Source organism: Dactylosporangium sp. NBC_01737 (assembly GCF_035963215.1).
GTDB lineage: Bacteria > Actinomycetota > Actinomycetes > Mycobacteriales > Micromonosporaceae > Dactylosporangium.
In genome coordinates this window covers 1,040,480-1,054,093 of sequence record NZ_CP109153.1, presented here as the reverse complement: position 1 = coordinate 1,054,093, position 13,614 = coordinate 1,040,480, and the positions used below count along the sequence as shown (strand labels likewise).

Below are 13,614 nucleotides of genomic sequence, written 5' to 3'. Positions count from 1 at the left end.
GGCACGGTGCCGCCGATCTTCGCCGAGCTGGTCGGGCAGGACGACGCGGTCGCGACCCTGACCCGCGCCGTCGCCTCGGCCGGCGCGATCGTCCGCGGCGACGTCCCCGAGGCCGGCATGACCCACGCCTGGCTCTTCACCGGCCCGCCCGGCTCCGGCCGGTCCGTCGCCGCCCGCATCTTCGCCGCCGCACTGCAGTGCCCCACGGGCGGCTGCGGCGAGTGCCAGGCCTGCCACACCACGCTCGGCGGCACCCACGCCGACGTGCGCTTCGTGGTGCCGGAAGGGCTGTCGATCGCGGTCGGCGAGATGCGCGCCCTGGTCCTGCGCGCGGCCAGCTCGCCGACCCAGGGCCGCTGGCAGGTCCTGCTCGTCGAGGACGCCGACCGGCTCACCGAGGCCGCCGGCAACGCGCTGCTCAAGGCCATCGAGGAGCCGCCGCCGCGCACCGTCTTCCTGCTGTGCACGCCCAGCACCCACCCCGACGACATCTCCGTCACGATCCGCTCCCGGTGCCGGGTCGTCCCGCTGCGCCAGCCGCCGGCCGACGCGATCGCCGCGCTCCTGCGCCGCCGCGACGGCCTCGACGAGCAGACCGCGGCGTGGGCGGCGGCGGCCGCCCAGGGCCACGTCGGCCGGGCCCGCCGCCTCGCCCGGGACCCGCAGGCCCGCGCCCGCCGGAGGCGGTCCTCGCGGTGCCGCGCCGCCTGACCGGCATCGGCGCCGCGTTCGACGCCGCCGCCGCGCTCATCGAGGCCGCCGAGGCCGAGGCCGCCGCCTCAGTGGTCGAGACCGACGCCAAGGAGCGCTCCTCGCTGGAGACCGCCCTGGGCGCCGGCGGCACCGGCAAGGGCGCCGCCGGGGCGGCCCGCGGCTCCGCCGGGCAGCTCAAGGACCTGGAGCGCCGGCAGAAGTCCCGCGCCACCAGAGCCCAGCGCGACGCCCTCGACCGGGCCCTGGTCGACCTGGCCGGCTTCTACCGTGACGTGCTGGTCCACACGTTCAACGCGGGGGTCGAGCCGGTCCACGGCGACACCGACGAGCTGGCCGCCGCCGCCGCGCAGAAGTGGCCGCCGGAGAGCACGCTGCGCCGCCTGGAGTCGGTCCTGGAGTGCCGCGTCGCGATCGAGACCAACGTCAAACCCCGCATCGCCGTCGAAGCGATGATGCTCTCCCTGTGGCGCGGCTGAAGTTATCCACAGGCCGCGGTTCGGGGTTTCGTGTCACTGGCTGGTGCCGTACGGTCACCCGGGGGAGGGGCCGACATGGGGCGCGAGATCGACGAGACGTGGATCGAGCAGGCGGTGGAGCGCTATCGCCGCATCGATGCGTTGCTCGCCGAGTTCGACAAGACGGTCGCGACCGTCGAGGTGAGCGTGCGTTCCCCTGACGGCGTGGTCGAGGTGGTGGTCACCGCCGACGGCACGATCCGCGACGTGCGGATCGACCACGTGCGGGGGCAGACCGGCGCCGAGCTGTCCCGCTCGGTCCGCGCGGCCGTCACCGCCGCCACCGACGCCGCCGCCTGGGCCCGCAAGAAGCTGCACGCCGAGACGTTCGGCGACTACCGCTCCCTGGCATAGGGGCCTGCTGACAGCGCACCGTGGACACGGCGGGGGGACCGCATGCGACTCGACGATCTGGCCGGCCGGCTGGACGCCGCCGGCGACGAGCTGGCCTCGGCGAGCACCACGATGGCGCTCGCCGACCCCGGCTCCCGGGCGCTCGGCGGCGACGCACCGGGCGGCCCGGGCGAGCTGGGCCGCGCCCTGCACCGCACCCTGACCACCGCGCTGACCGCCCGCGCCCGCGAGGCCTCGGCCCACGGCATCCGCCTCGCCGAGACCGCGGAGGCGCTGCGCCTGGCCGCTCAGGGCTACCGGACCGCCGACCAGGACGCCCGTCGGCACCATCAGCGGCAGGAGGATGCGTGATGGACGCCCTGGGCCGGGTCGCCGGTCGTGATGCGCGGCGGTGGCATCAGCCGCGGGTGGGGTGCGTGATGGACGTCTTCGATCGGCTCGCCGGGACCGCGGCGGCGTTGCGCCCGGGCCGTGACGCGCGGCGGTGGCATCAGCCGCACGGGGGTGCGTGATGGACGCCCTGGGCCGGGTCGCCGGTTGTGATGCGCGGCGGTGGCATCAGCCGCGGGTGGGGTGCGTGATGGACGTCTTCGATCGGCTCGCCGGGACCGCGGCGGCGTTGCGCCCGGGCCGTGACGCGCGGCGGTGGCATCAGCCGCAGGGAGGTGCGTGATGGACGCCCTGGATCGGCTCGCCGGGATCGGGACCGACCTGCTGCACCGCGTCGACGCCGCTCTCGTCGCCGGCGGAGCGCCGGTCGGCGACCCGCTGTGGCCGTTGCTGCGCCTGGTCGGTGCGCTGCCCGGCGACGCGCTGGAGTTCGGGCTGAAGCTCACCCCCCAGCCGCTGCGGTCGGCGGCGGCACAGCTGCGCGCCGACGCCGACCGGTTCGCCCGGCGCCGCGACCGGCTCGCGGCGGACCTCGGTCCCGCCGCCGGGGCGTGGGAGGGCGCGGGGGCGGAGGCGTTCGCGGCGCGGTGGCAGTCGCTCGCCGGGCACCTCGGCGACGGCGCCGACCCCGCCACGGTCACCGGCCGGCTGCGGGCCACCGCGTCCTACGCCGACGCCCTCGCCGACTGGTCCGAAGGCCTGCGCACGGAGCTCGCCGAGGCGGTCGCCGGGTCGCCGGCTCCGCCGAGGCGGTCACGATCCGCGGCGACCGGGCCGGGAGCCCGCCGTCGGCGGCGGCGCTGGCGGCGGCCGCGCGGATCGGCGTCCGTGTGCTCCAGCCGGTCGCGGACGCGTTCAGCGCCGCCCGTGACCTGGAGGCCCGCTGGTCGCCGGAGCTGACCGAGCTGCGGTACACCGAGCCGGGCGCGCCGCCGGCCGGCAGCGTCTCCCCGACCACCCGCGTCGCGCTGTAGCCGGTCGACCGCGTCACGGCGGTCGGCCGTGTCACGGCCAGCGACCGCGTCATGGCGGTCGGCCGCGTCATGGCGGTCGGCCGCACGACGATCGCCGGATGTCGCCCACCCTCGATCGACTTGCCGGGTACGGCGACCGTGACTTCGACGCCGACCTGGCCCGCTGGTTTCCGGACCGGCCGCCGGTGCGGACCGCCGGGCCGATCCGGCCGGTCGAGCCGTTCCTCGCCCGGCTTCCGCAGGACGCGGCCGCCGCGCTCGCCGCGTTCGACCGCCGGGTGCGCTCCTGCGTGCTGCCGTGGGTCGTCGACGTGTCGGACCACTCCTACGGGTTCGACTTCGCCGGCAACGACTGCGAGATCCTCGACTCGGACTACGCGACGCACCTCACCGACGACGTGTGGTCCGTCGAGGAGGACCTGCGCGCCCTCGCCCAGCCCGGCGCGCTGGCACCGGAAGTGGGCCTGGGCTAGGAGATCTCGATCGGGGGCTCCATGAGCCGCAGCTGCATCGGCTTGCGCGGGGCGAACCAGGAGCCCGCCGGCTGCGCGTGCCAGCGGCGGGCGGTGCGGTCCACGCCGATCGGGTAGATCGTCAGGGTGCCGTCGGCGCCGAACCGCAGCCGCAGGAAGCCCTTGTAGCCGGTGATGCCCTGGCCGGCGAACAGTTCGTTGAGGTTGACGCCGAACTTCGAGGCGATCAGCAGGTACAGCGCGAACAGCTCGCCGGCCGCGACGCATGACAGCGGGAAGTACAGCACGATCGCGATCAGCAGCGGCAGCGGCCACGACTGGTCGACGAACGGCAGGTTGAGCCACGCCCAGGTGCCGAGCACCGCGATGCCGACGAACGCGGCGCCGTGCCCCAGGCCGAGGATCCAGTGCCTGGGTCTGCGTTTTCCGGCGACCCCGGGCATGGCGAGGAAGTACGCGCTGAGCACGTCGATCAGCACCATCATGATCGCGGGGATGGTGACCAGGCGCTGCTCGGTGCCGGAGATGACCCGGTCGGCGGCGTTGACGAAGGCCAGCATCGTCAGGGTCTGCAGCACGCCGAGCAGCCCGAGGAACATCGGGTTGCGCCACGGCACCCGCCAGAACACGCCGAGCGAGAGGCCGCGCGAGCGGGCCCTGCTCGGGTACGCCGCCTTGAAGTCGAACCACTGCGACGGGCTGGCGTTGCGCACCAGCGAACGGCGCGGCGGCACCTCGAGCCGCTGCGGCAGCTCATGCGTCGGGTACAGGTAGGCGCCGCCGCCCCCGCACGTGATCAGCTGCCGGTCGGCCCCTTCGTAGCGGGCGTAGTGGTGCAGGTCGCCGGACAGCATCAGCTTCACGTCGGCGCCGGTCGGGGTGATCACGGTCCGCACGAAGTAGTCAAGGCTGTCGTACGCCTTGCGGTCCTCGTGCGCCTCCACCCAGCTCGGCGACGGCGGGCAGATGATGACCTTGTCGCCGGGGCCGAGGCGTGCGGCGACCCGGTTGAAGTACCGCAGCTGCGGGTCGTCGATGTAAGCGCCCGCCTGCACGTCCGTGCCGAGGATCCACCACCGGTTCGGCAGCTGGATCGCGAAGTAGGACCGCGACTGCCGGGTCTGCCAGCCCCCGATCTTGCCCTCGCCACCGCGGACGAACAGCCGCAGGAACGCGGTCAGGCCGTCGTACCAGTCGTGGTTGCCGGGCACCGCGTACATGCGCGGACGCGGGCCCTCCACGGGCGGGTCGGGGAACGCGGCGCGGAACGGCCCCTTGAACCGGTCCTCGTACTGCTGGCCGCTCGCCGTCGGATAGACCTGATCCCCGCCGAGGACCAGCACCTCGCCGCGTGGCAACTCATGCCCCTCGACGCTCAGCGATCCCTGCGCCAGCAGGTACGCGACCGAGTAGGTGGCGTTGAACCCGTCGCCGGTGTCGGCGCAGTAGTCGACCCACAGCTCGCCGTCGGGGATCTCGACGATCTCCGAGGCGTCGCTGCCGAGCTCACCGGTGAAGCCGGGCGCCTCGCGCATGATCCGGTCCGGCATCGAGTCCTGCAGCTCGCGCTTGTCCAGGTACGCCCCGAACAGGTCGGCCAGCACGACCCGCACCGCGGTGCCGCTGAGCAGCACCGGACTCAGCCACGGCACAGCCCGCCGCGGCGTGAAGCCCATCTGGTCGGGGTCCAGCGCGTTGGGCCGGTCACCGACCTGCGCGACGGGCTTCTCAACGCCGGGCATCGGCAGGAGCGGCTCGCCGGGCTCGGCCGTGAGCTCGCCGGGGGCGGCCGGCAGATCATCGGGGATCACGCGCCGGACGTTACCCGGGAAACCCCTCGCGCGCGCCCCCACGGCGTGCCGTACACTTGGTCATCGTTGCCGCCTTAGCTCAGTCGGCAGAGCGGTTCACTCGTAATGAACAGGTCAACGGTTCGATTCCGTTAGGCGGCTCTGGCAACGCGACGCCCCTCACCTGCAGGTGAGGGGCGTTTCTGCTGCGTTCAGGCGTGCACGACGATGGGATCGCCGAAAGCGGCGTAGGTGCTGGGTTGCTTGCTGGTCTTTGCGTCGCGGCCGGAGCAGGTCATGCGGAAGCTGACGACGCCGGTGAGGTCGATCTTGATGGCCTGGGCGTGGCCGACCGAGGCCTCGACGGCCTTCGGGACGAGCTGGTGGCCGTCCTGGTCGTAGAAGAGGAACTCGACGACGGCGCCGAAGGCGTTCTGGGTGTTGTCGTCGATGCCGCCGACCGCCTCGAAGCGGTTGGAGCCGGCGACGTTCCACTGCAGGTAGCTGCTGGTGGCCGTGGAGCACCAGAACGAGATGCCGCGGGTAGCGCTGCGCCGAGAAGTTGATCGCCTTCGCGTCGGAGCGGCCGGCCAGTTCCGGTTCGCCGTCGAGGTACTTGGTGCTGCCCGGGCGTGGCGCCAGCGAAGGGCTCGGGTCGGCGCTGCCGCTGGGTCCGCCGAGGCGCTGAAGGACAGTGACGGCGACGGCGTCGGAGACGGGGTCGGCGGATCGGTGACGGCTGCGGTCGCGCGTTCGTCGTGGTGGCGGCGGACGCCGCGAGGGGTGGCCCGGGGACGACCGGGTCGATCTGGTCGGCCGCCAGGATGCGGACGCCGGTGAGCGCGCCGGTGGCGATGGCCACGACGGTGACGCCCACCAGCAGCATCAGCCACTGCCGCAGGATCAGCGCGTGCAGGGCCCGGCTCGGCGGCACCTGGTGCTCCTCGGCGAGGCGCTGGCTGCGGCGGTAGGCGGCCGCCAGCCGGCCGGTGGCGACGACGAAGCCGAAAGCGACCAGGACGCAGGCGATCAGCATCGGCACCGCCGTCGTGGCGTCCCCGGAGTGGTCGAAGTACAACGTCAGCCCGGCGATCACCGTGACCAGCAGCGTCACGAGGACGAACAGGGCCGCTCAGACCCTTTCCCGGTTCGGGGTGTCGGACGCCCGGTTTCTGACGGACAGCGGTTGCGGGAGTGCTGTCCGTCAAGTGAGCCATGAGCGACGAGTGAAGGAGCCGGGGCGTGACCGAGACTGACATCCATCTTCGGATCAATGAGGCGCTGACCGGGCGGCGCAGCCAGCGGGCGTTCGTGGATCAGCTCAGTGTGGGCTGGTCGGCGATGGTCGGCGGGCTTGACCGGATCGTCGAGATGCTGGAGACGGCCGATCGGACGGTCCAGCAGGAGACCGGTGTGCCGGAGCGGGCGCGGTTCCGGGCCGCCTTCGACGCGCTGCTGCGGCAGGGCCGCGGGCTGGCCGATGTGCGCGGGCGGATCGGGGACGCGGCGCGGCAGATCGACGCGGCGACCGCGCGGGTGCAGCGGGAGACCGTCAACGTCGGGGTGATCGGCTCGACGAAGGTGGGCAAGAGCACGCTGCTGCGGACGATCACGAACCTGCCGGAGACGGTGGTGCCGTCGACGCGGTTCAATCCCACGACCGCGTCGGCCAGCAGCATCTACCACACCGAGGGGAAGCCGTCGGCGACGCTGATGCTGCACACCTGGGAGTCGTTCCGGGACGGGTACCTCGCCCCGCTGCACGAGCAGGCGGGGCTGGGGCCGGCGCCCAGGGACATCGACGGGTTCCGGGCCTACCGGTACCCGGCCGCCGGCAGCAACGACGCCGCGGGCGCGAAGGCCGACGACTACCTGCGCAAGCTGGATGCCGCGCACCGGTCGCTGGCCAGCTACGAGGCGCTGCTGCTCGCCGGGGCGCGGACGGTCACCGTGCCGTTCGAGAACCTCCGGCCGTACCTCGCCTATCCGCGCAAGGAGACCGGCGACCCGCTGAACATCCAGCCGTACCACGCGGTGCGCAGCGTGCGGATCGAGCAGTCGTTCCTCGACGGCGCCGCGACGCGGCTCGGGCTCATCGACCTGCCCGGGTCGGGGGAGGCCGGGCTGGACATCGACCGGCAGTTCCTGCAGCAGGTGAAGAGCGAGATCGATCTGCTGGTGATGGTCAAGCGCGGCGACCGCAAGGGCGCCAGCTACCTGGCGGAGGACTCCTACACGCGCAACCTCGCGGACTCCGCGCGCGGGGGCGTGCCGCTCGACGACTACTACGTGGTCGTCGTCAACCGCGACCGGGCCAACGACCCGGAGGGCGAGTACTTCGACAACACGGTGAAGAGCGTCCGGGACGCCTCCCAGGAGCGCAACATCCGGGTGCTGAGCGCCGACGTCGCCGATCGCGACGAGGTCCTCGACGAGCTGCTGCACCCGCTGCTGCGGCACCTGGCGACCCGGCTGGCGGAGATGGACCGGGCGGTCGTGCGCGAGGCGCTGTCGGTCGCGTCCGAGGTCGCCGCCGACATCGCCGCGTTCGCCGGTGACGTGCTGCGCGACGGCCGCGAGCTGGCGCACCTGCTGCCCGACCAGGAGGACGAGTTCCGGACCCTCGCCGAGGAACTGCGCAACGACCTCGCCGACGACCTTTCGAAGCTCGTCGACCGGTACGACGCGTCGCTGGTCGTCGGTGACGCCGGGCGGACGTTGACCGAGGCGATCACGGAGGCCGTCGGCGACGCGCGGGCCTGGGTGCGCGGCGGCCTCGGCCACGGCGACCGGGCCACCTGGACGAGCAAGGTCCGCGGCCAGTACGTGTACGGGGCGCTGGAGGCCAAGCAGGACGAGTACTACCGCGCCAAGGCCGAGATCACGAAGATCTTCAGCCGGATCGACCCGTCGCTGGACGAGTCGGTGCAGCAGCTGTGGGACGACGTGGCGGCGGTACTGCGGGCGCGGCTGACGCAGGAGCTCGTCCCGGACGGTTCCCGCGCGCTGCACCAGTTGCGGGTGACCGCGGAAAGCAGGCGGGCGGCGGTCATCGCCGACGCGCTGCAGCGGCTGTGCGAGCTGAAGGAGGACTACGGCAGCGTCGTGCTGCGGGTGACCCAGCCGGTCATCCGCGGGGTGCACTGGGACACCGCGCCGGCCGCGTTCGCGTCGCCGCCACCGCCGCGCGCCGTGCCGAGGCCGGTCGCGCCGCAGCCGCAGCCCGTGCCGCCGCAGCCCGTGCCGCCGCAGCCCGTGCCTCCGCAACCGGCTCCGGCGGCGGCGACGACCGGGAGCCAGTGGGTCGTGATGCCGGACGGGTCACGCAGACGGGTGTCCCGGTCCGTGACGCCGACGGCCGGGCAGGACCCGGATGCGCAGGGCTTCCAGCGGACCGCCAAGGTCGGCGTCGACGGGCTGTACGACGAGCTGACCGCCGTGGTCGAACACTGCATCGCCGAGCTGGAGACCGCGCTGCTGGCCGAGGTCCGGTTGATGACGCGGACGCTCGCCGCCGCCGCCGACCGGTTCTTCGACTCCGCCATCCGTACCAACCGCAGCGAGCGCGACTACGAGAACCTGTGCCGTCCGAACCTGCGGTCGATCTGGCCGCTGCGGTTCGACGGCGGCAACGCCAGGCTGGCCGCCGACCTCGAGCGGCTGCAGGAGCAGGCGCGCGCCACCGCCGACCTGTCGGCCACCGTGAGCGGCCTGTCCGCCGGGTTGCGCCTTTCCAACGCCGGGGCCTCCTGACATGGCCGTCCCGGACCTCGGGACGGCTGGGCGCCGCTGATCGTCGACGGCACGTCCGGTGCTGCGAGGCCCCGTGACATCCGTCGCCGGGCCGTGACCGAACAACCGAAGGAGAGGAACACCATGGAACACTCCGGAGCGAAGCTCCTGCCGTTCTACCTCGTCGTCGACGTATCGCTGTCGATGCAGGGCAGCAAGCTCGACGAGGCGAACAAGATCATGCCGGCGATCGTCGACGCGCTGTCGGAGAACCCGATCCTGTCCGACAAGGTGCGGTTCGGGCTCATCGACTTCTCCGACGACGCGCAGGTCCGCCTGCCGCTGTGCGACCTGCTCGACCCCAACCTCACCCTGCCGTCGCTGTCGGTGCGTGGCGGCACCAGCTACGCCGCCGCGTTCCAGACCCTGCAGCGGGAGATCGACGCCAATGTCGCGCAGCTGAAGGCCGACCAGTACGTCGTGCACCGCCCGGCGGTCTGGTTCATCAGCGACGGCGAGCCCACCGACCACGGCCCGGTGTGGCGGGCGGCGTTCGACCAGCTCAGGAACGCGAAGATCTACCCGAACTTCATCCCGTGCGGCGTCGACCAGGCCGACCTCAAGGTGATGGGCTCGCTCATCCACCCGGCGACCGGCGCGAAGAAGATGGCGCTGTACATGATGGAGAAGGGCCACGACCCGGCGAAGGCGATCACCGGCATGGCCGAGATCCTCATCTCCAGCATGATCCAGTCCGGGTACAGCCTCGCGAGCGGCAGCACCGGCACGATCCTGCCGCCGAAGTCGAGCCTGCCGGCCGGCATCAAGCAGTACGACCCGGACGACTTCGTATGAGCCCGGAACTGTTGCCGATGTACCTGCTCGTCGACTCGGCCGGCGACGGGGCGGACCCGGCGAAGCAGGCGTCGGTCGACGCGTTCGTCCGCGGGTTCGTCGACCTGCTGAAGACGGACCCCGACCTGGCGTCCCGGGTGCGGCTCACCGCCATCGGGTTCAGCCGGGCGGTGCGGCGGCTGCTCAATCAGGCGCAGCCGGGGCACATCGAGGGGGTGCCCATGAAGGTCGAGGGGGAGCGTTGCTACGCCATGGCCTTCGAGTGGGTCAACCGGTGGATGCAGGAGGACCGGGCCGAGGCCGAGTCCTCCGGCACGGCCTGCCGGCCGCCGCTGCTGCTGGTGCTCACCGACGCGGCGCCGATCCCGGGCGACGACTGGGAGGCGGCGTTCAACGCGCTCGTCAAGGCAAACCCGACCGTCGTCGTCCGGCCCGTCTACCACTTCAACGGCCAGAGCTGGGGCAGTGCGCTGCGCTGGCCGCAGGACGAGGAGCACGGCCAGGTGCCGGAGCAGCTGCTCGACCCGGTCGTCGCGGCGGAGGCGATCATCAGGACGCACGCCGCGACGCCCCCGCAGGCGCCACGGCGGCCGTCCCCCACCCCGTCACCGGCGCCCCACCCGGCGCGGCAACCGGCACAACAGGTGGCACAACAGCCGGCGCAACAGCCGGTGCACCAACCCACGCAACAGCCGGTGCACCAACCCACGCGACAGCCGGCTCACCAACCCGTGCACCAGATGGTGAAGCAGCCCGAGCAACAGCCGGTCCAGCAGGTGGTGCACCGGCCGGTCCAGCAGCCGGTGCGGCCGGCGCCGGCGTGGGTGGGCGGGTTCGCGCCCTACTCGGTCGGGGAACCGGGCGCCGCCGCGTTGAAGGTCAAACCGCGACCCGATCCGACCGAATGGGACCGGCGCGACACCGTCCTCGACGGGGTGTACCTCCACGACGACCTGGACCGCCGGGTCCTGCAGCTGCGCGCGGCCAGCGTGCGGGGCCTCAGCCACCGCTACAACGGCACCGTCCGGCAGGACGACTACGCGTTCCGCTGCACCGAGGACCGCCGCCACCTCGTGGTCGTCGTCTCCGACGGCGTCTCCAACAGCAAGCTCTCGCACAAGGCGGCGGCCGTCGTGTCCCGGCTGGGCGCCGAGCTCGTCGCGCTGGAGCTGGCCCGCAGATCCCCCGCACGCATCGAGTGGGCGGAGATCGTGACGCAGCTCAGCGACGAGATCGTCCGGCTCGGGCACAAGCTCGTCGAGCCGGCGCCGGACGGCGGTGAGCTCAGCGTCGGCGAGGTCGCCCACCATCTGGCCGCCACGGCGCTGTTCGGGGTGATCGAGCTGCGCCCGGTGGAACCGGAGGTGGACGCGTACTTCTACGCCGTCGGCGACTCCTCGGCGTGGGTGCTGCGCGACGGCCACGTCTGGCAGCCGATGTTCGAGGTCAAGAACGGTGGGGAAGGAGCGGCGTCGTCCGTGACGAAGGCGCTGCCCCTCAGCCGGCCCCCGGCCCCCCGCGGGGTCACCACGACGGTGAAGAAGGGCGATGTGGTGGTGCTCATGAGCGACGGCATCGGCGATCCGCTGGAGGACGGCAGCCGCACCGTCGGGAGGTTCCTCGCCGAGGCGTGGCGGGAGCCGCCGGCGCCGCTGCAGTTCGCCGCGCAGGTCGACTTCGCCCGCAAGACCCACGACGACGACCGCACCGCCGTCGCGGTCTGGGCCGTGTGACGCGGTGGCCGTCGAAGTCGTCACCCTCCAGCAGCTCGGCAGCGTCGGCAAGCTGCTCGGCACGGGCGGGCAGGCGCGGGTCTTCAAGGCGCCGAATATCCAGCTGCCCGACGCGCCGGGACCGCTGGTCTACAAGGAGTACAAGGCCGGCCACGACGCTCGGCTGGGGCCGCGGCAGCTGGTCAAGTTCCGCAACGCGCTCGACCCGGACCGCCGCGCCAAGCTCGACAGGTGCACGGCCTGGCCGCTGCGGGTCGTGGAGAACGGCTCACAGGTCAGCGGGGTGCTCATGCCGTTGATCGACAAGTCGTTCATGCAGACGCGGAAGCTTCCCGGTACCGGCGCGAAGAAGACCTCGCCGCGGGAGGTGCAGAACCTGCTGGTCCCGGCGCAGCGGGCGATGCTCGTCGGGATGCCGGTCGTCACCGAGGAGCAGCGGATGACGGTCTGCCGGGACCTGGCCGCCGCGCTCTACCTGCTGCACTCCGAGCAACTGGTCTTCGGCGACCTCAACGCCAAGAACGAGCTGTTCCGCATCGGCGAGTACCCGTCGGTGATGCTCGTGGACTGCGACGGGATCCGTAAGAAGGGCAGCATGGCCGAGATCGCCCAGCTCGACGCCCCGGACTGGGACGGGCCGGAGCGCTGGCTCACCACGCAGTCGGACTGCTACAAGTTCGGCCTGTTCGTCCTGCGCGTGTTCAGTACCGGTGATCAGCAGTCCACGACCCGGGACCCGGCGCGGGCCGACGCGGTGCTCGACGCCGACGGACGGCGGCTGCTGCGGGCCACGCTGAGCGAGGTGCCCGGCGCCCGGCCGCCGATCGAGGACTGGGGCTTCTACTTCCGGTACCGGCTCACCGGCAAGCCGCCGCCGCACGACATCGGCGCGCCCGCGCCCCAGCAGCGGCAACCGGTGGCCGTGTCGACCTCGCAGACCACGTCCACGCGGGGGTGGGTCCGGGACAAGGTGACCGGCCGATGGACACCGTTGTAGCGGCGCCGGTGTGCACCGTCTGCGGGCGCCGGCCGGTGACGGCGTACCGGCTGTCGCTGCGCGGCGAGGTCACCTGCGCCGAGCATCCGGTCCGGGCCGAGTGCATGTTCTGCGCCCGGACCCACGACGACCCCGCGCCGCCGGGGTGGCGGCCGTTCACCGCGGGGATGATGCGCTGCCCGCGCTGCCTCGTCGACGCGGTGGAGACACAACGGGAGGCCCGGCTGCACCTGCCGTCGGTGCGCCGGCAGATGACCGAGATCGGGCTGGAGCTGCCGGAGCGGGTGCGGGTGCGCATCGTGAGCCCGCAGGAGGCGGAGGCGGTCGCCGGACCGCTCGCGACGGGGGTCCTGCTCGGGCTCACGGAACAGCTGATCGGTGGAGAGGAGGGGACACGGGTGACCGGGATCAGCATCGTCGCGGGCATGCCACCGACCTACTTCGGCCGGGCGGTCGCCCACGAGATCGGCCATGCCTGGCTCGCCCTGCGCGGGCGGGCGCCGGTCGACGACGTGGTCGAGGAGGGCGTCTGCGAACTCTTCGCCTACGCGTGGCTGCGGCGGCGCGGCACCCCGATGGCGCTGCAGCTGCGCAGCCGGCTCGGCGCCAACCCGGACCCGGTCTACGGGGGCGGATTCCGAATGGTGCACCAGGCGGTGCAGCGGCACGGCATCGCGACCGTCCTCGACCGGTTGCTGACCACAGGAGGCCTGCGGTGAACGGTTATGACCACGTGTGTGTCCCGCGCCCGGCCAGGCGGCCGGCGAAGCGGGCGCGACAACAGCGACCGGAGATCGACATGTGCGACAACGAGACCGACGGTGGCCTGCCGTGCACCGTCCAGTGCCGACTGGCCGGGCTGCTCGCCGGCGAGCTCGCCGGCGCCTGGGACGCCGCCGTCGCGGCCGGGGCCGATCCGGCCGACCTCTGCGCGATCGTCGCCGAGCGGCTCAGTACCGTCAACGACGACAGACGTTGATCGCCACCCCCGTTCTCCTGGCTCTTGCCGTCCGTGTCGCTACCGGGCGCCACCGCTTCGGTCTGACGTTTGGTATCCGACGGGGACTATCCGCCGAGTCCAGCTGAC

Annotated in this window: 12 protein-coding genes, 1 tRNA gene and 1 pseudogene; 12 read left to right on the top strand and 2 right to left on the bottom strand. The window is 72.8% G+C overall.

Going from position 1 to position 13,614, the window contains the following annotated elements; genetic code table 11:
* The first annotated feature begins 6 nt into the window (after positions 1-6).
* The 5 genes and pseudogenes from OHA72_RS04800 to OHA72_RS04780 all read left to right on the top strand — a co-directional run bounded on the left by OHA72_RS04800 (position 7) and on the right by OHA72_RS04780 (position 3,420).
* Positions 7-1,190 (top strand): annotated as a pseudogene (locus OHA72_RS04800) (DNA polymerase III subunit delta').
* 75 nt (positions 1,191-1,265) lie between these two features.
* On the top strand, positions 1,266-1,583 hold the full coding sequence (locus OHA72_RS04795) for a YbaB/EbfC family nucleoid-associated protein (protein WP_327006639.1): 318 nt from the start codon (positions 1,266-1,268) through the stop codon (positions 1,581-1,583).
* Positions 1,584-1,625: 42 nt separating this feature from the next.
* Positions 1,626-1,934 carry a hypothetical protein gene (locus tag OHA72_RS04790; protein WP_327006638.1) on the top strand — a complete coding sequence of 103 codons (309 nt, stop codon included), beginning with the start codon at positions 1,626-1,628 and terminating at the stop codon, positions 1,932-1,934.
* A gap of 321 nt (positions 1,935-2,255) precedes the next feature.
* Positions 2,256-2,873: a WXG100 family type VII secretion target gene (locus OHA72_RS04785; RefSeq protein ID WP_327006637.1), complete on the top strand. Its 618-nt coding sequence runs from the start codon at positions 2,256-2,258 to the stop codon at positions 2,871-2,873.
* 172 nt (positions 2,874-3,045) lie between these two features.
* The gene (locus OHA72_RS04780; protein WP_327006636.1) at positions 3,046-3,420 is read left to right on the top strand and encodes a hypothetical protein; all 375 of its coding nucleotides are present in this window, start codon (positions 3,046-3,048) and stop codon (positions 3,418-3,420) included.
* Here the strand turns inward: OHA72_RS04780 and OHA72_RS04775 are convergent.
* Entirely contained in the window at positions 3,417-5,162 is a 1,746-nt protein-coding gene (locus OHA72_RS04775; RefSeq protein ID WP_442788696.1) for a metallophosphoesterase, read from the bottom strand. The genes OHA72_RS04780 and OHA72_RS04775 overlap by 4 nt on opposite strands.
* Positions 5,163-5,299: 137 nt before the next feature.
* Between OHA72_RS04775 and OHA72_RS04770 the strand changes: the two genes are divergently transcribed.
* Positions 5,300-5,372: transfer RNA gene (locus OHA72_RS04770), tRNA-Thr, on the top strand.
* Between the two features lie 50 nt (positions 5,373-5,422).
* Here the strand turns inward: OHA72_RS04770 and OHA72_RS04765 are convergent.
* A complete protein-coding gene (locus OHA72_RS04765) occupies positions 5,423-6,103 on the bottom strand; it encodes an NPCBM/NEW2 domain-containing protein (protein WP_327006634.1) in 681 nt (226 codons plus the stop codon).
* A gap of 349 nt (positions 6,104-6,452) precedes the next feature.
* On the opposite strand from OHA72_RS04765, the gene OHA72_RS04760 reads away from it, so the two are divergent.
* From OHA72_RS04760 to OHA72_RS04735, 6 genes are all read left to right on the top strand, one after another.
* Positions 6,453-8,963, top strand: a complete 2,511-nt coding sequence (locus OHA72_RS04760; RefSeq protein ID WP_327006633.1) for a hypothetical protein — start codon at positions 6,453-6,455, stop codon at positions 8,961-8,963.
* A gap of 123 nt (positions 8,964-9,086) precedes the next feature.
* Positions 9,087-9,797, top strand: coding sequence for a vWA domain-containing protein (locus tag OHA72_RS04755; protein WP_327006632.1), 711 nt, complete (start codon positions 9,087-9,089; stop codon positions 9,795-9,797).
* Complete coding sequence (locus OHA72_RS04750) at positions 9,794-11,530, top strand: protein phosphatase 2C domain-containing protein (RefSeq protein ID WP_327006631.1); 1,737 nt, start codon at positions 9,794-9,796, stop codon at positions 11,528-11,530. Before OHA72_RS04755 ends, OHA72_RS04750 begins: the two co-directional genes overlap by 4 nt.
* A 4-nt stretch (positions 11,531-11,534) precedes the next feature.
* Entirely contained in the window at positions 11,535-12,527 is a 993-nt protein-coding gene (locus OHA72_RS04745; protein ID WP_327006630.1) for a protein kinase, read from the top strand.
* The gene (locus OHA72_RS04740; RefSeq protein ID WP_327006629.1) at positions 12,512-13,246 is read left to right on the top strand and encodes a protein DA1; all 735 of its coding nucleotides are present in this window, start codon (positions 12,512-12,514) and stop codon (positions 13,244-13,246) included. The genes OHA72_RS04745 and OHA72_RS04740 overlap by 16 nt, the downstream gene beginning before the upstream one ends.
* Positions 13,243-13,506 (top strand): hypothetical protein, encoded by a 264-nt coding sequence (locus OHA72_RS04735; protein ID WP_327006628.1) that lies wholly within the window; start codon positions 13,243-13,245, stop codon positions 13,504-13,506. Before OHA72_RS04740 ends, OHA72_RS04735 begins: the two co-directional genes overlap by 4 nt.
* Positions 13,507-13,614 lie beyond the last annotated feature (108 nt).